The organism is Pseudomonas faucium (assembly GCF_021602585.1).
GTDB lineage: Bacteria > Pseudomonadota > Gammaproteobacteria > Pseudomonadales > Pseudomonadaceae > Aquipseudomonas > Aquipseudomonas faucium.
Genome location: NZ_BQIP01000019.1, coordinates 14477 through 36663 on the forward strand (window position 1 = coordinate 14477; position 22187 = coordinate 36663).

The 22187-nt window shown below is 65.6% G+C and carries 16 protein-coding genes; 4 read left to right on the forward strand and 12 right to left on the reverse strand.

All coding sequences use genetic code 11. The features are described from left to right. Positions 1–108: 108 nt before the first annotated feature. The 5 genes from mobA to L6D75_RS20045 all read right to left on the reverse strand — a co-directional run bounded on the left by mobA (position 109) and on the right by L6D75_RS20045 (position 7251). A complete protein-coding gene (mobA, locus tag L6D75_RS20025) occupies positions 109–696 on the reverse strand; it encodes a molybdenum cofactor guanylyltransferase MobA (protein WP_176517538.1) in 588 nt (195 codons plus the stop codon). Next, positions 689–1324 carry a retron Ec78 anti-phage system effector HNH endonuclease PtuB gene (gene ptuB, locus L6D75_RS20030; protein ID WP_176517537.1) on the reverse strand — a complete coding sequence of 212 codons (636 nt, stop codon included), beginning with the start codon at positions 1322–1324 and terminating at the stop codon, positions 689–691. The genes mobA and ptuB overlap by 8 nt, the downstream gene beginning before the upstream one ends. 6 nt (positions 1325–1330) lie before the next feature. Continuing rightward, the gene (locus L6D75_RS20035; RefSeq protein WP_176517536.1) at positions 1331–2740 is read right to left on the reverse strand and encodes an AAA family ATPase; all 1410 of its coding nucleotides are present in this window, start codon (positions 2738–2740) and stop codon (positions 1331–1333) included. A 207-nt stretch (positions 2741–2947) separates the two neighbouring features. Then, the gene (locus tag L6D75_RS20040) at positions 2948–6073 is read right to left on the reverse strand and encodes an efflux RND transporter permease subunit (protein ID WP_176517535.1); all 3126 of its coding nucleotides are present in this window, start codon (positions 6071–6073) and stop codon (positions 2948–2950) included. Positions 6074–6084: 11 nt separating this feature from the next. Further along, positions 6085–7251: an efflux RND transporter periplasmic adaptor subunit gene (locus tag L6D75_RS20045; protein WP_176517534.1), complete on the reverse strand. Its 1167-nt coding sequence runs from the start codon at positions 7249–7251 to the stop codon at positions 6085–6087. Positions 7252–7423: 172 nt separating this feature from the next. On the opposite strand from L6D75_RS20045, the gene L6D75_RS20050 reads away from it, so the two are divergent. Continuing rightward, positions 7424–8125, forward strand: coding sequence for a response regulator (locus tag L6D75_RS20050; RefSeq protein ID WP_176517533.1), 702 nt, complete (start codon positions 7424–7426; stop codon positions 8123–8125). A 6-nt stretch (positions 8126–8131) separates the two neighbouring features. Next, positions 8132–9433: an ATP-binding protein gene (locus L6D75_RS20055; protein ID WP_176517532.1), complete on the forward strand. Its 1302-nt coding sequence runs from the start codon at positions 8132–8134 to the stop codon at positions 9431–9433. Positions 9434–9487: 54 nt separating this feature from the next. Here the strand turns inward: L6D75_RS20055 and L6D75_RS20060 are convergent, their stop codons facing one another. The 5 genes from L6D75_RS20060 to wecB form a co-directional block, all read right to left on the reverse strand. Then, on the reverse strand, positions 9488–10579 hold the full coding sequence (locus L6D75_RS20060) for a GGDEF domain-containing protein (RefSeq protein WP_176517531.1): 1092 nt from the start codon (positions 10577–10579) through the stop codon (positions 9488–9490). A 108-nt stretch (positions 10580–10687) separates the two neighbouring features. Next, positions 10688–11527, reverse strand: coding sequence for a DUF4434 family protein (locus tag L6D75_RS20065; RefSeq protein ID WP_176517530.1), 840 nt, complete (start codon positions 11525–11527; stop codon positions 10688–10690). Further along, the gene (locus L6D75_RS20070) at positions 11527–14529 is read right to left on the reverse strand and encodes a phage receptor (RefSeq protein ID WP_176517529.1); all 3003 of its coding nucleotides are present in this window, start codon (positions 14527–14529) and stop codon (positions 11527–11529) included. Before L6D75_RS20070 ends, L6D75_RS20065 begins: the two co-directional genes overlap by 1 nt. After that, entirely contained in the window at positions 14526–16700 is a 2175-nt protein-coding gene (gene nfrB, locus L6D75_RS20075) for a cyclic di-3',5'-guanylate-activated glycosyltransferase NfrB (RefSeq protein WP_176517528.1), read from the reverse strand. The genes L6D75_RS20070 and nfrB overlap by 4 nt, the downstream gene beginning before the upstream one ends. Then, complete coding sequence (gene wecB, locus L6D75_RS20080; protein WP_236193775.1) at positions 16697–17851, reverse strand: non-hydrolyzing UDP-N-acetylglucosamine 2-epimerase; 1155 nt, start codon at positions 17849–17851, stop codon at positions 16697–16699. The genes nfrB and wecB overlap by 4 nt, the downstream gene beginning before the upstream one ends. 305 nt (positions 17852–18156) lie before the next feature. On the opposite strand from wecB, the gene L6D75_RS20085 reads away from it, so the two are divergent. Both L6D75_RS20085 and ilvA read left to right on the forward strand, forming a co-directional pair. Next, positions 18157–18588, forward strand: a complete 432-nt coding sequence (locus L6D75_RS20085; protein ID WP_176518355.1) for a PACE efflux transporter — start codon at positions 18157–18159, stop codon at positions 18586–18588. Positions 18589–18772: 184 nt separating this feature from the next. After that, positions 18773–20335, forward strand: coding sequence for a threonine ammonia-lyase, biosynthetic (ilvA, locus tag L6D75_RS20090; RefSeq protein ID WP_236193776.1), 1563 nt, complete (start codon positions 18773–18775; stop codon positions 20333–20335). Between the two features lie 104 nt (positions 20336–20439). Here ilvA and L6D75_RS20095 read toward each other — a convergent pair whose 3' ends face one another. Beyond that, the gene (locus L6D75_RS20095) at positions 20440–21627 is read right to left on the reverse strand and encodes a hypothetical protein (protein ID WP_176516167.1); all 1188 of its coding nucleotides are present in this window, start codon (positions 21625–21627) and stop codon (positions 20440–20442) included. Between the two features lie 63 nt (positions 21628–21690). After that, a complete protein-coding gene (locus L6D75_RS20100) occupies positions 21691–22161 on the reverse strand; it encodes a VOC family protein (RefSeq protein WP_176516169.1) in 471 nt (156 codons plus the stop codon). Positions 22162–22187 lie beyond the last annotated feature (26 nt).

A 22187-nucleotide genomic window follows, 5' to 3' on the forward strand; every position in this document is an offset into this window, starting at 1 on the left:
TATCGCCGGCAAGCCGGCTCCCACAAAAGGGCTCACATCGCCCTGTGTGGGCACCCTCCTGTGGGAGCCGGCTTGCCGGCGATAGGGCCAGTACAGCCACCCCACCACTCAGCCTTGCAGCAAATCCGGGCTGTTGAAATTGCTCAACCGAGCATCCCCCTCGGCACACTCCAGCCCCTGTACCGCCTCCAGCAGCAGCGCCTTCTGCAAGCTTCGCTCACCCGCCGCCCAGGCCTGCTCCAGCCTCGGCAGCAGCCTGCGCGGCAGCACGCTGAACATCGGCTGCCAATACCCCCCCTGGCGCACCATGGCCGCACAATCATGGGCCACCGCCAGGCGCAGCAAGCCCTCGACCAACGCCCGGTCAATCAACGGCGCATCGCAGGCCAGCACCACCACCCACGCATGCCGCGCCGCCGCCAAGCCTGCGATCACCCCTGCCAAAGGCCCGGGGAAATCCGCCTCGGCATCGCCCACCAGTTGATCGGCAAACGGCCGATAGAGCGCCTGGTTGCGGTTGCAGGAGATCACCACATCGTCGCTGAGTGGCCGCACCACCCGCTGCACATGCGCCACCAGCGGCTCGCCGCGCCATGCCAGCAGCCCTTTGTCACGGCCGCCCATGCGCTGGCCACGGCCACCGGCCAGAATCAGAATTGAGCAGTGCGTAAGACCAAAAGGTGGGGTGTCATTCATTTTGTGGAGTCAGTACATGCTTGATGGCGGTTGCGAACGGTAGATCAATAATGAGCGTGAGCTCGTCAGCCAGGAATGGTAGCCATTCATCTTCGGGATACTCTTCGGCCAGCTCCGCGATCATCACTGCTGTATCCAGGTGGCCGCGTATCTGCTCCAGCCTTATCTGCGTCAGTGCGCCGTTCAATCCGAGTATTCGAATGGTCTGCTCGGCGCGGTTCCGGTCTCTTGCGCTCAGATTGGCCCTTGGTTGAACTGAGCCGTTTGGAGTGAAAACGAGAAAGGCTTCGGGGTCCTCTATATCTGGTTTGATGAGGTCCTCATGGTGGTAAAGACCGCAGTTGTCCTTGAGCTTCCCGCAGGTGCCTGTGCGGTTACAGGAGCCGAAGAGGTTGTGCCAGTCGAATGTTCCTTGGGGATATCGATCTCGCTGGCGGAAGTGCTCAATATGCCGTCTTTCGTGGTTTATGTCGGCTTCGCAATAAGCACAGCGCTTGCCCTGCATGGCGTCCAGCTTGTCCCATATCCCTTGGCGGTGTTCGAGTGTGATACTGCTCCATTGATCGCGACCGTGACGATAGCGCCTCAGGCCTTCGGGCGGTTCTACTTCTCTGTTCAACCGTCGCACCCGGCGTCACTCCTTGCCTAAGGCTTTGGGCAGTCGCTGTTTGAAGTTTTGCAGGCGTATCAAGCGATCACACTCCTGCATAATGGGATGTCCCATGCCGAAGTGCTGCTCCAGCTTTGCATGCAGCGCAGCTCCTTCTGCCGAATCCTCTAGATTCTGCTGGATGAGCGCTTGGAACTGGTTGATCCAGCGTGCTTCGGGAATGTCGGGTACCGGATTGACGTCCATGATGCGGGCTAGCAAGTCCGTACTGGCAATACCGCGGGTTTGCCAGTGCGGGCTTTCTATCAATGTGGCCATCCGACCCGATTCAGGATCCCGTTCACTGCGGATCATCCGCACCGATTCGCTATCAACGGTGCTGAGCACCTGGGGGCTGTGTGTGGTGACGATGAACTGTATCTTTGGAAAGGCTTTAGTTAACGAAGGTATTACTGCCTGTTGCCATTCTGGATGAAGGTGCATATCCACTTCATCGATCAGCACGATTCCGGGAGTTTCCCTGGCTGCCAAGGCACCCAATTGACCATTGAGTTTGGTGGCGCGGAAAGCAATATCTGCGACCATCCCGATCATGTTGCGAATGCCATCGCTCAACAACTCCACAGGGAGTAGACCGAAATCGGGATGGTAGGAAACCAGCGTTTCCTTGGCCAGTGAGTACTCGATCCCCTGCCAACCCGCAGGGGACATGCAGACTTCAACGGCGGTGCTTACCGACTCGATGTAGTCGTCGAACTCTGAGGACCGTGGTGGCTTTTCAAGTTCCATCGCTTTGTAGCGGTATTCTTTGGCGCTGATGCTCCAGTAGCGGAACCAATCTACGAAGGATTTGTAGCTGGAGGCCGGATCCAGGCAGTCGGTGTAGCCAACTGTTCGCGACGTGCGCTGAAGCGGCGCTGAATCACGCTTCTTGTTCTTCTGCTGCCATAACCGACCCGTGCCGTAGTAGGCAATGAGCGGTAATAACACCTCATTACCGGGTGTGCGAACGGCCTCCTGGAGCCGTTTGCCATAGTCGCTCAGTTCCTTGGCATCCTTCACCGTGGTCTTGGTTTTCGTTGCACTTGAAAGGCTTCGGCTCCAGGTACTTGTCAACCCGGTATCCAGCGTGTGCATCAAGCTTCCGGGAATACTGCCTTCTGCCTCCATCCTCACACCTTTAGCGGCGTACTCCATCTCATTGGAGGATGTCTTGCGAACGGCGAACTGGCGAATGTCTCGAGGCTCGAAATGACTGCCGGTCGCTTCGTCAAAAGCGCCGACAAAAGGGCCGTAAGCAACCGCGATGGCATCAAGGATTGAAGTCTTACCCACACCGTTCGAAGCGACCAGCACAGTCAATTGGGGGTGGAAATCGATATCAAGAGATTCGAAGCAGCGATAGTCGCGCAGTCTTAGCCGGGAGAGCTTCACAGGGGTCCTCCACTGAGTTCAGGAACTCCCAGCCTACAAGGTGCGGGGAAGTGCAAAAGGTTAACAGTTTAGCTGTTCAGGCCGCCTATTATCCATTCAGTAAGGCTGCGCTCGGGATCTAGGCTGGCATCGCGATCTTCTTCCACCCAGATCATCCATCGATGCCAGCACTACAGAGTTACCGTCGTTCACCGCAAGCGCTTGCTGTTACAAGCCGCGCTCTTCACCCATGGCATGGTTGGTTGCTCGACCGCGCCCGGCCAAACGCATCACCACCACGAAGAACACCGGCACGAACACGATCGCCAGGGTGGCGCTGAGCATGCCGCCGATCACCCCGGTGCCGATCGCCTGCTGGCTGGCCGAGCTTGCGCCGGTGGCGATGGCCAGCGGCACCACGCCGAGGATGAACGCCAGCGAGGTCATCACGATCGGCCGCAGGCGCAGGCGGGCAGCCTGCACGGCCGCATCGACGGCGTCCACGCCCTGGTCCACCAGGCCCTTGGCGAACTCGATGATGAGGATGGCGTTCTTCGCCGACAGGCCGATCAGGGTGATCAGCCCGACCTTGAAGAACACATCGTTGGGCATGCCGCGCAAGGTCACGGCCAGCACCGCGCCGAGCACGCCCAGCGGCACCACCAGCAGCACGGCGGTGGGGATCGACCAGCTTTCGTACAGCGCCGCCAGGCACAGGAACACCACCAGCAGCGACAAGGCCATCAACAGCGGTGCCTGGCTGCCGGAGAGGCGCTCCTGCAGCGACAGGCCGGTCCATTCCAGGCCGGCGCCGGCCGGCAACTGGGCGACCAGGCGCTCCACCTCGGCCATGGCCTCGCCAGAGCTGTAGCCGGCGGCCGGCTCGCCGGAAATCGACACCGCCGGGTAGCCGTTGTAGCGGGTCAGCTGCACCGGGCCGCTGACCCACTTGGCCTGGACGAACGCGCCCAGGGGCACCATCTTGCCGCTGCTGTTGCGCACATGGATCTTCAGCAGGTCTTCGACCTGGCTGCGCTGGTCGCCTTCGGCCTGCACCACCACCCGCTGCATGCGGCCCTGGTTGGGGAAGTCATTGACGTAGTTGGAGCCCACGGCGGTGTCCAGCACCGCGCCGATGTCGGCGAACGAGATGCCCAGCGCGTTGGCCTGGCGGCGGTCGATTTCCAGCTGCACCTGCGGGCTTTCGGCCAGCGAGGCTTCGCGCACGTTGACCAGCACCTTGCTCTTGCGCGCACCGTCCAGCAACTCGTCACGCGCCGCCATCAGCTCGGCATGGCCCATGCCGCCACGGTCTTGCAGGCGGAACTCGAAGCCGGTGGACTCGCCCAGGCCGTCGATCGGCGGCGGCAGCACCGAGAACGCCACGGCATCGCGAATTTGCGAAAACGCAGCGCTGGCCCGGTCGGCAATCGACTGGGCGCTGTCGTCGGCGCCGCGTTCGGACCAGTCCTTCAAGGTGGTGAAGGTCAGCGCCGCGTTCTGCCCGCTGCCGGAGAAGCTGAAGCCGAGGATCACCGTGGTGTTGCCCACGCCCGCTTCCGCGGCGTTGTGCGCCTCGATCTGCGCGGCCACCTGCTCGGTGCGCATGCGGCTGGCACCCGGCGGCAGCTGGATGTCGGTGATGGTATAGCCCTGGTCCTCGGTGGGCAGGAAGGCCGTGGGCAACTGGCTGAAGCCGTAGCCCAGCACCGCCAGCAGCACGCCATACACCAGCAGGTAGCGCCCGCTGCGCTTGAGCGCCTGGACCACCCAGCGCTCATAGCCCTTGCTCATCGACTCGAAGCGGCGGTTGAACCAGCCGAAGAAGCCTTTGCGCTCATGGTGCTCGCCCTTGGCCAGGGGCTTGAGCAAGGTGGCGCACAGGGCAGGGGTCAGGCTCAGGGCGAGGAACGCCGAGAACAGGATCGACACCGCCATCGACAGCGAGAACTGCTGGTAGATGACGCCCACCGAGCCCTTCATGAAGGCCATCGGCAGGAACACCGCCACCAGCACCAGGGTGATGCCGACGATGGCGCCGCTGATCTGGCCCATGGCCTTGCGGGTCGCCTCCTTGGGCGGCAGGCCTTCCTCGGCCATGATCCGCTCGACGTTCTCCACCACCACGATGGCATCGTCCACCAGGATACCGATGGCCAGCACCATGCCGAACAAGGTCAGCACGTTGACCGAGAAGCCCAGCGCCAGCATCACCGCGAAGGTGCCCATCAGCGCCACCGGCACCACCAGGGTCGGGATCAGCGTGTAGCGCAGGTTCTGCAGGAACAGGAACATCACCGCGAACACCAGCAGCATGGCCTCGAACAGGGTATTGATGACCTGCTGGATCGACACCTTGACGAACGGCGAGGTGTCGTAGGGGATGTCGTACTTCACCCCTTCGGGGAAGTAGCGCGACAGCTCCTGCATCTTCGCCCGCACCAGGGTGGCGGTTTCCATGGCGTTGGCGCCCGGCGCCAGCTGCACGCTGAAGGCGCTGGCCGGCTTGCCGTTCAGGCGGGTGCCGTACTGGTATTCCTGGGCGCCGATTTCCACCCGGGCGACATCGCCGATGGTCACCGTGGAGCCGTCCTGGTTGGCCCGCAGCACGATCGCGGCGAACTCCTCGGGGGTGCTCAGCTGGCCCTTGACCACCACGTTGGCGGTGATTTCCTGGGTGCCGCGGGCGGGCAGGTCGCCAATGCTGCCCGGGGCCACCTGGGCGTTCTGCGCGGCGATGGCGTCGGCCACATCGTTGGGGGTGAGGTTGAAGCCGATCAGCTTGGCCGGGTCGATCCAGATCCGCATGGCGCGTTCGGAGCCATACAGCTGGGCCTTGCCGACACCCTTGAGGCGGCGGATCTCGTTCATCACGTTGCGCGCCAGGATGTCCGACAGCGCGGTTTCATCCAGGCTGCCGTCCACCGAGGTGAGGGTGCCCAGCAGCAAAAAGCCGGTGGAGACCTTTTCCACTTGCAGGCCCTGCTGGGTGACCGGGCGCGGCAGGCGCGACTCGACCACCTTGAGGCGGTTCTGCACGTCCACCTGGGCCAGGTCCGGGTGGGTGCCCGGCTCGAAGGTGGCGGTGATGGTGGCGCTGCCCAGGCTGCTCTGCGACTCGAAGTACAAGAGGTTGTCGGCGCCGTTGAGCTCCTGCTCGATCAGGCTGACCACGCTCTCGTCCATGGTCGCCGCCGAGGCGCCTGGGTACACGGCGTAGATTTCCACCTGCGGCGGCGCCACGTTGGGGTACTGGGCCACCGGCAATTGCGGGATGGCCAGGGCACCGGCCAGCAGGATGAACAATGCGACCACCCAGGCGAACACCGGGCGGTCGATGAAGAATTGCGGCATGGGTCAGGCCCTCACTGGCCGTTGTGCTGGGCGATGGGCTGGGCGCCGTCGACTTGTACCTGGTCGCCGGCCTTGACGTGCTGCAGGCCTTCGACCACCACGCGCTCGCCGGCGGCCAGGCCGTCGCTGACCAGCCAGCGGTCGCCCTGGGCGCTGCCCAGCTGCACCTGGCGTTCGCTGACGCGCGCCTGGGCGTCGACCACCAGCACCTTGGGCACGCCTGCGCTGTCACGCAGGATGGCCCGCTGCGGCACGCTCAGGCCCTTGGGCTGCAGCGCCTGGTCCAGGCGCACGCGCACGTAGCTGCCGGGCAGCAGGTCGAGGTCGGGGTTGGGGAACTCGCTGCGCAGGGTGATCTGGTTGGTGCTCGGGTCGACGCTGATGTCGGAGAACAGCAGCTTGCCGGGCAGCGGGTAGGCGCTGCCGTCGTCCTGGATCAGCGTGGCGCGCGCCTCGCTGGCGCCCACCTGCTGCAGTTCACCGGCCCGCAGGGCGCGGCGCAGGGCATTGAGCTCGCGGGTCGACTGGGTGACATCGGCGTGGATCGGGTCCAGTTGCTGGATGGTCGCCAGTGGCGTGCTCTCGTTCTGGCCGACCAGCGCACCTTCGGTCACCAGTGCGCGGCCGATGCGCCCGGAGATGGGCGCGGTGACCGTGGCGTAGCCCAGGTTCAGGCGTGCCCGCTCCAGGGCAGCCTTGGACTCGGCGACCACGGCATCGGCCTGCAGGAAGGCGGCGCGGGCGTTGTCGTATTCTTGGCGGCTGACCGCCTTGTCGTCGACCAGTTCGCGGTAGCGCTGCTCTTGCAGGCGGGCCTGGTACAGGTTGGCCTGGGCCTTGGCCAGGGTGGCGCGGGCGCTGTCGTGGTCGGCCTTGAACGGGGCCGGGTCGATGAGGAACAGCACGTCGCCCTGCTTGACGTCGCTGCCCTCGCGATAGACGCGCTTGAGCACCACGCCCGCGACCCGGGCGCGGACCTCGGCGGTGCGCGGGGCGAGGATGCGCCCGCTCAGCTCGGTGCTGATGGCCAGGGGCTCGAGCTGCAGGGTTTCTACCCGCACCTGGGGCTTGGGGGCGTCTTCGGGCTGTTCGGCGCTGTCGTTGCAACCGGCCAGGGAAACGGCCAGCAGCGCCACGAGCGCCACGGGGCGCAGGTGCGGGGGGAGGATGATAGGCATACGGATCTTCCGATGATGACCCGGTGTATGCTACGGCAGCCGTTCCCTGGGTGCCTGTTAACAGCTGTAGGGCGTGTGTGAAAAAGTGTGAAGAATGAGCCTACCCAGTTGTAGGATTCTATATTCTCCTTGGCCATCTGAGCGGTCCTCCCCTAATTTTTCTCAAGCGCCTATGCCCAATATTCTCCTGGTCGAAGACGACAGTGCCCTGTCCGAGCTGATCGCCAGCTACTTGCAACGCAACGATTTCCATGTACGGGTGATTGCCCGTGGCGACCATGTGCTCGACAGTTTCCACCGCGACAAGCCGGACCTGGTGATCCTCGACCTGATGCTGCCCGGCATCGACGGCCTGCAGGTGTGCCGCCTGCTGCGCCAGGCTTCGCAAAGCCTGCCGATCCTGATGCTGACCGCCCGCGACGACAGCCACGACCAGGTGCTGGGCCTGGAAATGGGCGCCGACGACTACGTCACCAAACCCTGCGAGCCACGGGTACTGCTGGCCCGCGTGCGCACCTTGCTGCGCCGCAGCAGCGTCAACGAACCGCGCCTGGACAACGAGCAGATCCTGGTCGGCGGCCTGCGCATCGACCTGGCCGAGCGCCTGGTCAGCTGGCGCGGCGAGGAGGTGGAGCTGTCCAGCGGCGAATACAACCTGCTGGTGGTGCTGGCGCGCAACGCCGGCGAAGTGCTCAGCCGCGACCGCATCCTCCAGCAATTGCGCGGCATCGAGTTCAATGGCACCGACCGTTCGGTGGACGTGGCCATTTCCAAGCTGCGCCGCAAGTTCGATGACAGTGCAGGCGAGGCGCGCAAGATCAAAACCGTGTGGGGCAAGGGCTACTTGTTCAGCCGCGTCGAGTGGGAGTGCTGAGGGCACATGCTGAAGATCCTGGTGCGCCTGTACCTGGTGATCATCGTCGCCTACGCCGGCGCGCTGCTGCTGATCCCCGATGCCATCGTCGGCCTGTTCCACGAGCGCTTCATGGCCTACAACCTGGACCAGGCCAAGGGCGTGCAGTCGCTGATCGTCCGCCAGTTCCGCCAGGCCCCGCAGGCGCAATGGCCGGCCGTGGAAAAGGAACTGGCGCAGGCGTTCGCGCCGCTGCAGGTCAGCTTGCTGCGCAACGACCAGGCCGATTTGAGCGCTGCCGAGCAGGCGCGCCTGGAGCACGGCCTGTTCGTGGTGCGCATCGGCGACTGGGGTTACTACCAGACGGTGCTGGCGCCGCTGGACAAGAACTGGCTGGTCAGCCTGCACGCACCGCCCGACCCGCTGGACATCAACCTGCTGTCCTGGGGCGTGACCGTGCTGATAGGCGCCGCCATGCTCGGCTGCCTGCTGCTTTGGGTATGGCCGCACTGGCGCGACCTGGAGCGCCTGAAGGAAACCGCCCGGCGCCTGGGCCAGGGGCAGATGGCCGAGCGCACGCACATTTCGCCGCATTCGAACATCGGTGAACTGGCTGGGGTGTTCGACACCATGGCCAGCGACCTGGAGCGCCACGTCAACCAGCAGCGCGAGCTACTCAACGCGGTGTCCCACGAATTGCGCACGCCACTCACCCGCCTGGATTTCGGCCTGGTGCTGTTGTTCGACGAAGTGCCGCCGAGCAGCCGCAAGCGCCTGCTGGAGCTGGTGGGGCATGTGCGCGAGCTGGACGAGCTGGTGCTCGAGCTGCTGTCCTACAGCCGCCTGTACAACGCCGACCAGGCCCGCGAGCGGGTCGAGGTGTCGTTGCTGGAGCTGGTCGACAGCGTGCTTGGCAGTTTTGCCGAAGAGCTCGATGCCCGTGGCATTCGCTGGGAGGTGCAGGCCGAAGGCAAGCTGCCACGCTTCGTGCTCGACCCGCGGCTGACGGCGCGGGCGGTGCAGAACCTGGTGCGCAATGCCATGCGCTACTGCGATGAGAGCCTGCTGCTGCGCCTGCGCCTGGAAGAGGACGGCGCCTGCCTGCTGACGGTGGAAGATGATGGCATCGGCATTCCGGTGGAGGAGCGCGAGCGGATTTTCCAGCCGTTCTACCGCCTGGACCGCAGCCGCGACCGCAATACCGGTGGCTTTGGCCTGGGGCTGGCGATCAGCCGGCGGGCGATCGAGGGGCAGGGCGGCACCTTGACCGTGGCGCAGTCGGCGCTGGGTGGGGCGCAGTTCAGGATTCGTTTGCCTGCAGGCGGCTAGGTTGGCAGGCCCGGCCCTATCGCCGGCAAGCCGGCTCCCATAGGCATGTGCTGGCTAACTGTTTTCTGCAAGCCTGGCAGTCCACAGGACGAAGCGATCCTTGCCACTGTGCTTGGCCTCGTACAACGCCTGGTCGGCCTTGACCAGCGCCATGGTCAGGGTGTCCTCGCTGTCTACCCGCGCCAGCCCGATGCTGATGGTCACCGGGTGTTCACCCACATCCTCGCGCACCCGCCTGCACAACGCCGCCACCTGCCGCTCGGCGCCTGCCTGGTCGAGCTCCTTGAAAAAGATCACGAACTCCTCGCCGCCAAGCCTGGCGAATTCATAGCCGCCCATGGTCGCCTTGATGTGCACCGCCACGCGCTTGAGCACCTCATCGCCGATGTCATGGCCAAAGCGGTCATTCACCTTCTTGAAGTTGTCGATGTCGACCATCGCCAGGTACTGCCCGGAAGGCGCCGCCTTCAGCTGGCGCTCGGCCTTGGCCATGAACGAGCGGCGGTTGGGGATGTCGGTCAGCACGTCGATGTAGGCCTGGTCCAGCAGCACCTTGGACATGTAGAAATTGTGCAGCTTGGCCTGGCGGATGCGCAGGTAGCTGTAGACCACCAGGCCGCTGAGGAACAGCGCATAGCTGATGAGCATGGCCGCTTCCAGGTCGGTCAGGCGGATGTTGGTGCTGAAGAAGGGGTTGAGCACGGCCCAGGTGATGGCCATGGCGCAGAAGAACGACCAGCGCCGCACCGGCAATACCGACACGCTGTAGAGCACGGTGGAGGTGCCCAGCACCAGCCAGACCGGGCGCAGTGCGATGGGGATGCCTTCGATGACCAGGCGCATGCCCAGGGTGATGACGGCGATGAACAGCAGGTTGAGCACGTCGAAGTGGTGGGACTTGCGGGTGAAGCCCAGCACCACCGTGAGGCTGCACATCAGCCCTACGAACAGGCCCGAGCGCCAGGTGAAGCCCTGGTGGCCAAGGTAGCTGACGATCAGGTCGAAGATCAGCCAGACGGCGATGCTGACGCAGAAGATCAGCTGGCAGAAACGCCGGGAGTTCTCGAATTCGTATTGGCGAAACTCCGAGCGCAACGCGGCGGGGGCGACCTGTTGGCGAACGTAGTCTTCGATGGTCCTGAGCATCGGGGTTTCCTTGTGCGGACTGCTTTTGCCTGGGCCGGCCCTATCGCCGGCAAGCCGGCTCCCACAGGGTAGGGGCCAGTTTGCCGGTGGCAGGGCCAGTACAGGCACTCAATTGAACGACAGGATACCCCGAGCCCAAGGCCGATAGCGCAATGCAAACACCGCTTCGGCATGGCACCAGGCGCTCAGCCTGGGCTCACCCGGCTCGGCGCGAAACGCCTGCCCCGGTGCACTCACCTGGCGAAACGCTTCACGCACCACACCCACCCGGCACGGCAGGGCCTGCTCATAGCCCTGGCGCACCAGCGGCGGCAGCCGCCCGGTGCCAACGCCGTCCTGCCACCACACGGTCAAGCCCAGCCCGGCCAGTTCATCCAGCCACGCGGCGTTGACCCGCGGCGCCAGGTGGCCGGCGCTGAAGGCGCTGATATGCAGGGGCTTGTCCAGCTGCCGGTTGAAGGCCTGCAACTGCTTGAACAACGCCTCGCGGCGGCTGGCGTCACGAAAGTGCAGGTCATCCAGCTCCAGCGGCAGGTACCAGCCCGCCACCGGCAACTGCCAGTCCTTGCGCACCTGCTGGTACTGGCTCAGCGAGCGGCCCAGCTGTGCCTTCCAGTAGCTGCCCAGGCCATCGGCGTCCAGGGTTTCGATGCGCTGGTAGTAGGCCGGGTCCATGTACAACCCCAGCACCAACTGCAAGCCCTGGGCCTGGGCCTCGCGCAGGCTGTTCGCCAGCCAGCCCTGGGCACCGCCGAAATCGCTGTCGCCGTAGGCGCTCCATTGCACGATCAGGGTCTTGCCGCCCTGGGCCACGGTGGCGCGCCACAGTTGCTGCCACTGGGCGGCGCTGACCCCGGCATCGCGGTTCAGCGGCTGGTAGAACAAGCGCTGGTCGGCCATGGCCGGCAGGCACAGGGCAAGTAGGCAAACGGCGAGCAAGGTACGCATCAGAAGGTCATCTCCGCGCCAACCAGCACGCCGTTGGCGCGCTCGTAGAGGTTGCCACCCAGCGACTGCTGGTACTCGGCGCGCACTTTCAGCGAGCCGCGGTAAGCGTTGTAGCGGTCGTCGTCGAACCACCATTGCCAGCGCACGCCGACACCGGCGCGGGCATCCTGGCGCCAGTCGTTGCTCGGGTCTTGGCTTGAGAACTCGAAGAAGCCGTAGGGCATGAGGGTTTGCGGCGAATTGCCGGGCAGTTTCCAGGCATGGCCCTGCTGGTAGCGCGACAGCCAGGCGTGATCGCCGGCGCGGGTCCACCAGGCGGCGTCGAGGTAGAGGAAGCGCTCGTTCCAGTCGTCCTCGTCGACCCGCCAGTCGTTGCGCCAGTCGCCCTGGTCGAGGAACGAGGCGGTGGCCCGCAGCAGCAGGTCGTTGCTCGACTCGGCATGGTGGCGCAGGTCGCCCCAGTTGCCGCCGACCTTGGCCGGGCTGAGCAGCTCGCCCAGGCTCAGGTTGTTGTTGTGCTCCTCATCGATCTGGCGCTGGTGGTAGAGCTCGGCATACAGGTTGAGGTTGGCCTGGCCCAGTGGCTTGTAGCGCAGGCCCACCCCGGTGCCCATGCTCTGGGCATAGTCGGTGCGGCTCTGGCCGCCGAACAGCACGCGGCCATACACCGACAGGGTGCTGCCGTTGCGGCTGGGCTCCTCGCCCAGGGCGTGGTCCCACATGGCCAGCTGCACGTTCTGCGACTGGGCGCGGCGCGAGCTGCCGCTGCGCTGGCCGTTGTCGAGGAACTTGTCGTTGGTCGAGGTGCCGGCGGGCGACCAGGTGCTGGCCAGGGTGATGGTGTCACGCCGCGACAGCGCTTCATGGGCGCGCCGCTGGCGGTACTCGCGGGCTTTCAGGCTGCCGTATTCGTCGTCGCCGTCGACCAGGTTCTGCTCCACATCGAGGATGCGCCGCAGCTCGCGGCGGGCGGCGGCGCTGTCTTCGGCTTCGTCGTAGCGCAGCGCCAGGGTTTCACCCAGGCGGTAATCCTCGGGCAAATCGCCAGTGGCCTGTTGCAGGTAGGGGATCGACTGACGGCGCTGGGCCTTGTCCGTCGAGCCGGCCAGGCGCATCCCGTAGTCGGCGCGGTAGCGTGGCTGGTCGGGAGCCAGGCGCACCGCTTCGGCGAGCCAGGCCGTGCTCTGCGCGCTGTCGCCGGCCAGTTGCGCGGTGCTGGCGGCGGCATAGTAGTGGTCGGCCCGCGGGTTGCTCGCCAATGCCTGGCGCTGCAAGCCCAGGGCTGCCTGCAGGTCGCCCTGGCGCTGGGCGATGGCAGCGCCCAGCGCCCAGTCATCGGCGCTGTGGTGGGCGGCGGCATCCCAGTAGCGGCGGGCGCTGTCGGCATCGCCGAGGTTCAGTGCGCCGCTGGCGGCGGTCAGCCGGGCGTTGTCGGTCCAGGCGCTGTCCGGCAGGCTGCGCCAGATCGGCGCGGCCGCCTGGGAATCGCCGGCGGCTTCCAGTGCATAGGCCAGTGGCAGGCGGCTGCCGGCACCGTCCAGGCGCTCGGCGGCCTGGTAGTAGACCACCGCTTCACCGGGCTGGTCGGGCATGGCGCAGCGGCCCAGGGCGCGCAACTGGCCCGCTTCGCTCGGGGTCGCCGGGATGGCCTGGCGCACGGCCGCGCACTGGCCGTTTTCGGCCAGCCGGGCGAGCAGCTGGGCGCGGGTATTGGCATCGACCCTGGGCACCAGGTTGAGCATGCGGCGGCTGTCCAGCGGGCCGTCGTTGCGGGCGTAGAGATTGCCCAGGCGCTGCAGCAGCGATGGCGTCAGGCGGCCTTGGCGGCGGTCGTAGGCCTGTTCGAGCAAGGCCCTGGCGCGCTCGCTCTGGCCCTGTTGCAGGAGCAGGAAGCTGGCTTGCTCCAGCGCCGCCAGGTCACCGCTCTGGCGGTAACGCCGCTCCCACTCGGCCGCCGTGCGCGGTTGCGGCGGTTGCACCGGGTCGCCATACAGGCGCTGCTTGAGCACGGCATAGGCGCGGGCATCGGCCGTGGCGGGGCAGGCCTTGAACTGCTCGCGGGCCAGCTCCGGGTCGTGCCGCGACAGCCAGTCCACGGTTTCCAGGCAAGGGCGCTGCAGCTCGTTGCTCAGGCGCCGCACCAGCACCGCGTCGTCGCCTTCGCGGGCCAGCTCCCAGAGTTGCTGGCGCAGCTCTGGCCGTTGCAGCTGGTCGCTCGGCAGGGCCTGCAGCGAGCGCTGCGCCAGCTGGTTGTGGCCCACGGCGATGGCGCGGTTGGCCATGGCCAGGCGCGCCTGATTGGCGGCTTCGGCAGAGGGCGCGCTGGCGAGCAGCTTGTTCAGCCCTTTTTCGTCGACCTGCTGCACATAGGCATTGGCCAGGCGCTGCCAGTCTTGCGGCGGCAGCTGGCCCTGGTCGGCCAAGGGCGCGAGCTGCTCGATGGTTTCCTTCCAGTTGCGCAACTGTTCGGCGAAGTTGGCCCGGGCCAGGCGCAGCACCTGGCCATCGTTGCGCGGTGGCAATTGGTTGAGCCAGTCCAGGGCCTTGGCGGCGCCGCCGAACTTGGCCAGGCTCAGGCTGTAGGCTTGCCACAGTCGCACGCGCTGGTTGCCGTCGGCGGCGGCCAGCCAGCTTTCCACCTGGCCCGCCGGCGGCGGGTCCTGCTCGATCCAGGTCAGGCGCAGCTCCAGCAGGGCGTCGGCGTGTTCAGCGCCGTCGCCCATCTGCTCGGCCATGGCCTCGGCTTCCTTGTAGCGGCGCTGATGGGCCAGGGCCTCGACCAGCAGGGCGCGGGCCTCGTCGTTGTTCGGCACGCGGCCGAGCACGTGGCGGGTCAGGCGCTCCACTTCGGCCCAGTTGTCCTTTTTCGCTTCGCGGTAGCTGCGCTCCATGAACGGGTAGCTGGTGAAGCGCTGGAAATCGGTCATCGGCGCGGCCACGGCGGGGAGCGCGGCGCAGCACAGTAAAAGGCTGGTAAAGGTCAGGGTAAAGCGCGGCTTCATGCCACCTCCCGGATCAGGTCATAGGCGGCCTGCTGTTCGCTGGCCTGTTCGGCGAGGGCTTGTTCGAGCACCTGCTCGGTGATGATGCCGCGGGCGATCAGGTGTTCGCCGAGGCTCTCCTGCTCGGGGTCGAAGTCGATCAGCGCCTGGTTGAACAGGGTCACCGGAACCATGCCGCGCACCTGCAGCAGGGCGCCGAGCATGACCTGGTGGCTGCTGACCTGCTCGAGCAATTCGGCGTTGTCCTGGTGCTGTTCGAGCACCTTGAGCATGTGCCGGGTTTCTTCCTTCTGCCAGGGGCTGGGGTAGTGGTAGCGCAGGCCCAGGGTGACCCGGCCCTGGGGCGCCAGGCGGTAGCTGACCGGGCGCTTGAGCTGGCGGCTGATCACCCCCAGCGAAACCTGGCTGACCGGGCTTTCGCTGGCCAGCACCAGGGTGTCGCCGTCCTCGGCCACCGGCAGTACGCCGTAATGGGTGGCCAGGCGCCGCGGCAGCGCGGCGATCAGCCGCGGGTCGAGCTTGAACGGGTTGAGCGGAGCCCAGGGCAGGTCGAGCTGCTCGGCCAACGCCTGCACCAGTTGATCGCTGCTCAGCCAGCCGCGCAGCAGCAGCTCGCGGCCCAGGCGCCGGCGTACCGGGCTGTTGATGGCCTGGTCGAGTTGCTGTTCGCTGATGTACCCCTTGGCCACCAGGCGCTGGCCCAGTGGTGTGCGCGCAGGCGCGGCGATGGCGGGGAACTCGTGGGTGGTCTTGTCCCAGGCCACCCGGCGCGAGTCGCCCATCTCCATCACCTGGCGCAAGGCGCGCAGGTTGGCGAAGAAGTTGACGAAGTTGCTCCACATCATCCGCGGCGCCGACAGCAAGCCCTCGCCGATGCCGTAGTAGCGGGTGACGAACCAGCCGCGCTGGAACAGGCGGTTGATCAGCATCAGGCCGTTGAGCCAGAGCAGGGTGGTGAGCAGCTGGCTGTCGCTGAGGATCGACATGAACCGCCACGACTGCGGCGCGATCACGGTCACCAGCCACATGGCCAGCAGCACCAGCAGCAACAGGTTGACCAAAAAACTCAGCAGGTAGGCGAACAGGCCGCGGCGGTCACGCCAGAGGAAGTAGTTGAGCGCGCCGGTGCGGCTCCAGCCCAGGTTGCTGGTGCCCTGGAACACGATGCCGACGATCCACCGGGATTTTTGCCGGATGGCGTGCTGCCAGTCGCGCGGGAAGTGCTCGCGCACGCAGATCACCTGGGAGAACTCGCGGCTCATGCCCAGGCGCCACTCTTGCTTGAGGGTCAGCGCCGGGTCGGTGATGGAATAGCGGGCGAAGATGCACTTCATGCCCTTTTGCTTCAGGCGAAAGCCGATGTCGTAGTCTTCGGTGAGGCTCTGCACGTCGAAGGCGATGCCGTCGCCTTCTTCGAGCAGCGCGCTGATGGCGCGGCGGCTGAAGCAGGTGCCGACCCCGGCGCTGGGCACCTGGCCGGTGAGCGCCTCGCGCACGATCACGTCCTTGCCATGGTTCTCGGCGAACTCGTCCACATAGTGCCCGGCGGTGAAGCCTTTCCATTCCGGCGCATAGGGGTACACCGGGATCTGGATCATGTCCTTGGCCGGCAGCAGGTAGTTGAACAGGCGCAGTTCCATGGGCGAGATGACGTCTTCGGCGTCGTGCAGGATGAAGCCTGCGAACTCGATGCGGGCATCGTCCTGGAAGCGCAGGATGGCGTCGATGATGTTGTTTAGGCAGTCGGCCTTGCTGGTCGGCCCGGGGCGGGCGCAGACCACCTTGTGCACGTTGGGGTAGTGCAGGCACACGGCGTCGACGTCGGCCTGGGTCTGTGGGTCGTTGGGGTAGGTGCCGACGAAGATCTGGTAGTTCTCGTAGTCGATGGTCGAGGCTGCCAGGCGCGCCATTTCGCCAACCACGCCAACCTCGTTCCAGGCGGGCACCATGATCGCCAAGGGCTTTTCGGGCACCTCGAACAGGCGTTTCTCGTCGGCCTTGTCGTACTTGTCGTAGATGCGGAATCGGCGGATCAGCTTGCGGCCCCAATAGCACAGGTCGATGAACAGGTCATCGAGGCCGAGCAGGAACATCAGCGTGGCGAGGATGATCGCGAGGATCTTGAGGCCGAACAGTACGTAGGTGAGAAAGTCGATGAAAGCCAGGCTCATGCGTCGTCCTGTTGGTTGGCAGTTTCCTCGAACCAGCGGCTCAGGCGCTCGGCGATGATTTCGCTGGCATGGCCGTCACCGAAGGGGGTGAACACGCGTGCCATGCGCTGGTAGGCGGCCTGGTCGTCGAGCAGTTGGCTGGTTTCCTTGACGATGCGCTCGGTCTGGGTGCCGACCAGCTTGACCGTGCCGCCCTCCAGCACCGAGGGCCGCTCGGTGACCTTGCGCAGCACCAGCACCGGCTTGCCCAGCGCCGGGGCTTCTTCCTGCACGCCGCCGGAGTCGGTGAGGATGATGTGCGCGCGGTTCATCAGCCAGACGAAGTGCTGGTAGTCCTGGGGCGGCACCAGGTAGATGTTGTCGCGCCCGGACAGCAGGCCGTATACGGCCTTTTGCACATGCGGGTTGAGGTGCACGGGGTAGACGAACTGCACATCGGGGTGACGCAGGGCCAGCTCGGCCAGGGCCAGGCAGATGCGCTCGAAGCCGGCGCCGAAATTCTCCCGGCGGTGGCCGGTGATCAGCACCATGCGCTGGTCGTCGCGCAGGGCATGCAGCGGTGACTCGGCGGCGGGGTGCCAGGTGCTTTGGGTGAGGAATTCGCGCATCCACAGCAGGGCGTCGATCACGGTGTTGCCGGTGACTTCGATGTGCTCCGGCGGCACGCCTTCGCGCAGCAGGTTGTCGCGGCTCTTGGTGGTGGGGGCGAAGTGCAGGTCGGCGATCACCCCGGTCAGGCGCCGGTTGGCTTCCTCGGGCCAGGGTTGCTGCAGGTTGCCGGTGCGCAGGCCCGCTTCCACGTGGCCGACCGGGATGTGCCGGTGGAAGGCGGCGAGGGCGGCGATGAAGCTGGTGGTGGTGTCACCGTGCACCAGCACGATGTCGGGCTGCACCTGTTCGTAGGCCTTGTCGATCTTGTCCAGCAGGTCGCGGGCCAGGCCGTTGAGGGTCTGGTTCTGGGTCATCACCTTGAGGTCCTGGTCGACGCTCAGGCCGAAGGCGGTGAGCACCTGGCCGAGCATCTCGCGGTGCTGGCCGGTGGAGCAGATGTGCAGGTCGATGTCTGGCCATTCACGCAGCACCCTGGCCAGCGGGGCCATCTTGATCGCCTCTGGGCGGGTGCCGAATACCATCATGACGGTGTTAGCCATTGTCTTGTTTCCTCGTTCGATTCCCCGGACGAAGCTGTAGGATTTGTGCCGCTAGCAATGGATAGATACAAGCAGTCAAGCGCGGGGTTGTCCAATGCACGGCCGTTCGCGGTCAGCGCCTGGGCTGAGCGAATCGGGGTGGGGGTTGGTTGCAGGGCGGGGCTGCCGGGTGCCGGGGAATGGGTGTCGCTGAAACGTTTAGTCTAAATATTCTTAATTGAACGTTCAGTCAAAAATGTATTTCAGGCTTTTTCTTACAAGCAGCTTCTTGTAATTTGGCAGGTCATTTCCCAACGGAGCTGCACATGCAAGGCAAGGCACGCAAGATCGTCCAGGCCATTCTCTACGAGGCGATTGCCGTGGCCTGCGTGGCGCCGGCGCTGGAGCTGGCGTTCGATGCGGGCATGGCCCAGTCGACCCTGTTGTCGATCCTCATGTCGGGCATCGCGATGAGCTGGAACATGGCCTTCAACTGGGCGTTCGAACGCTGGGAGGCACGCCAGCCCAAGCGCGAGCGCACGCTGCTGCGCCGCTTGCTGCATGCCCTGGGCTTCGAGGGCGGGCTGGTGCTGCTGTTGCTGCCGCTGGTGGCGTACTGGCTGGACGTGAGCCTGTGGGCGGCGCTGCTCACTAACCTTGCGCTGTTCGTGTTCTTCTTCGTCTACGCCTTCGTGTTCCAGTGGGGCTTCGACAAGGTGTTCGACGTGCCGCTTTCGGCCCAGCAAGCCAAGTGTTGACTTGCCGCCAGCTTGCAGGATAAGTTCCCACCCCATGAACACTTTCCCGCACGTGAACGCGATTATTATTACCGCCATTATCAGTTTGGCGGGCTAGCGCGTACGTGCACCGAACCCGCCCTGGAGGCGGGTTTCTTCTCTCTGACTCCTGGGCAACGCAAATAAAGCCAAGGAGTTGCACCCGATGACCAGCCTCAACGTCAGCCCCCGCACACCGCTCACCCCGCAGCAGCTGCTGTCGGAGCAGGTGCGCCGCATTCTCTCGGCGCCGGTGTACGACCTGGCCATCGAAACCCCGCTGCAGCTGGCGCCGGCACTGTCGGCCAGCCTGGGCAACCAGGTGCTGCTCAAGCGCGAAGACCTGCAACCGACCTTCTCGTTCAAGATCCGCGGTGCCTACACCCGCCTGGCGCGGCTGAGCAGCGCCCAGCGCGAGCGCGGGGTCATCACCGCCTCCGCTGGCAACCACGCCCAGGGCGTGGCCATGGCGGCGGCGCGGCTGGGCATCAGGGCGACCATCGTCATGCCCACCACCACCCCTTCGCTGAAGGTCGAGGGCGTGCGTTCACGCGGTGGCCAGGTGGTGCTGCACGGTGAAAGCTTCCCCCATGCCCTGGCCCACGCGCTGACCTTGGCCGACAGCGAAGGGGCGACCTTCGTGCCGCCGTTCGATGACCCCGACGTGATCGCCGGGCAAGGCACCGTGGGCATGGAAATCCTGCGCCAGCAGCCGGGGGCGCTGGACGCGATCTTCGTGCCGGTGGGTGGCGGCGGGCTGGTGGCCGGCATCGCCGCCTACGTCAAGTACCTGCGCCCGCAGGTCAAGGTGATCGGCGTCGAGCCGCAAGATTCCAATTGCCTGCAGGCCGCGCTGGCGGCCGGTGAGCGGGTGATCCTGGCGCAGGTCGGCACCTTTGCCGATGGCGTGGCGGTGGCCCAGGTCGGTGCCCATTGCTTCGAGCTGTGCCGGCATTTCGTCGATGAAGTGATCACGGTCAGCAGCGACGAGCTGTGCGCGGCGATCAAGGACATCTACGACGACACCCGCTCGATCACCGAGCCCTCCGGTGCCCTGGCGGTGGCCGGGATCAAGAAGTACGTGGCCCGCGAAGGCGTGCAGGGGCAGACCCTGGTGGCCATCGACTCCGGCGCCAACGTCAACTTCGACCGCCTGCGCCATGTGGCCGAGCGTGCCGAGCTGGGCGAGCAGCGTGAAGCGATCATCGCCGTGACCATCCCCGAGCAGCCCGGCAGCTTCCGCGCGTTCTGCCAGGCGCTGGGGCGCCGGCAGATCACCGAGTTCAACTACCGCTATTACCCCGGCAAGGAGGCGCGTCTGTTCGTCGGCGTGCAGACTCACCCGCAGCACGACCCGCGCGAGCAACTGCTGGCGAGCCTGGGCGAGCAGGGCTACAGCGTGCTCGACCTGACCGACAACGAACTGGCCAAGTTGCACGTACGCCATACGGTGGGCGGGCACGCAGCGCCGGGCGCGCAAGAGCGGGTGCTGCGCTTCGAGTTCCCGGAGCGCCCGGGGGCGTTGCTGGGCTTTCTCGAGCGGCTGGGCAAGCGCTGGAACATCAGCCTGTTCCATTACCGCAACCATGGCGCGGCGCAGGCCCAGGTGTTTGCGGCGCTGGAGGTGCCGGTGGAGGAACAGGTGGGGTTGCCGATGGCGCTGGAGGAGATGGGGTATCGGTATTGGGATGAGACCGAGAACCCGGCTTATCGGTTGTTTCTGGGGTAGTGCGGTGGTGTCGGTACTGGCCCCATCGCCGGCAAGCCGGCTCCCACATGTACAGCGCTGTGCCTGTGGGAGCCGGCTTGCCGGCGATGGGGCCAGCGCGGTCGCTAGCGCTCGCGCATGAAGAACCCGGCCACATACTTGCGGAAGGTCTCCAGGCTCTTGAAGTCGGCATAGCGCTTGAAGTTCTCGGCATCCGGCTCCGGCCCCAGCGGCTGCTCCAGCAGCGACACCGACAACACCCGGTCCTGGTCCGAGGTCAGCACCAGTTCATCCATCACCTGCCCACCAATCACCGGCCGACGCATCTGCACCTTCACACCCTTGCCGGCCATCCAGTCGATCAACGACACCAACGCCTTGAGCGGCTCACGTTCCTCGTCGCGATACACCGGGAACAGGTGAGCCCGCGACAGCACCGGCACGCTGGCCACATGGATCAGCTCGTAGAAATGGCTGCCGGCGGTGGCCGGCGAATACAGGGCCAGGGCCAGCAGCGGGCCGGATGCGCGGCTGCCGCCCCAGTACAGGTGGTGCCCCTGGAAGTCGAAGCCATCCTCGCTGCGGTTGTTGAACAGCTTGCGCCCGCGCACCTGGTCGACGCAGTCCAGCAGCAGCCCGTGGCGGCGGTGGTTGCCGAACACCGTGGCCTCGCGCAGGCGGGCCTTGAGCATCATCATGTGCTTCATGTCCAGCCGGGTTTCCAGGTAGTTGCTGGCGGGCACCCGTTCGAGCAGCGGATAACGGCTGGCGACGCTGCGCAGTTCGGCGAACTGGGCGGTCAGGTCCTTTTTCAGGTGCGTGGCGTACAGGTTCAGGCCGCTGGTCTCGATCCAGGTCAGCAACAGCGACAGCAAACGCTGCTGGTCGCGCCGCTCGCTGCCCTCGCCACTGCCTTCGAGGCCATCGCTGGCTTTGGGGAAGTCAGCGATCAGGCGCAGCGGCGTATCCGGCGCCAGCCAGGCGGCCGGGGCGCTGGGTTGCGCCTCGCGCTCGGCGGCCTCGCGTTCGTCCTTGGTGAAGGGGCAGCCGGGGGCGTGCTCGGCGGTGCCGGGGTTGTTCTTGAGAAACAGCGTGCCGGTGTTGCCATTGAGGGTGACATTGAGCACCGGCAACGCATCCTTGCGGCAGTCGCAGGCCAGCCACTGGTTGGCGCTGCGCACCTTCATCAGCAGCTGGTTGGCCTGCAACAGGCGGGGGCCGACGAGGTTGCCGCCGGCGAAATCCGCCAGCAGTTCCTCTTCGGCCGGTGTCAGGCTGCGCACCTGCGCGGCGGTCTTGTCGATGATTCGCATGAAGCAGCTCCCAGCTACGAGCCCCAAGCTTCAGGCAAAGTCGCGCCGCTTTCAACGTGTGGTTCAGCTGCCAGCGAACATTTTCGCGGCGCGGGCACGGATTTCCTCGGGGCTGAGGTCTTCCTTGTGGGTGGAGACGAACCACAGGTTGCCGAACGGGTCTTTCAGGGTACCGCTGCGGTCGCCATAGAACTGGTCTTTCACTTCATGCATCTGGGTCGCGCCGGCGGCCAGGGCCTGGGCAAACACCTTGTCACAGTCCTCGACGTACAGGTGCAGGCCAACGGCGGCGCCATTGAGTTTCTGGCTGGCGGTGAGGCCGCCTTCCATCTGGTCGCACGGGTCGGCGAGCATCATCGACGAATCGCCGATCTTCAGCTCGGCATGGCCGACGCGGCCGTCCGGGCCTTCGAGGCGGAACATCTCCACGGCGCCGAAGGCCTTCTTGTAGAACTCGATGGCTTTGGCGGCGTCCTTGATGGCCAGGTAGGGGGTGATGCTGTGCTGCCCTTCGGGAATGGGTTTGACTGCCATGTTCGGTACTCCTCTGACGGGGTTGC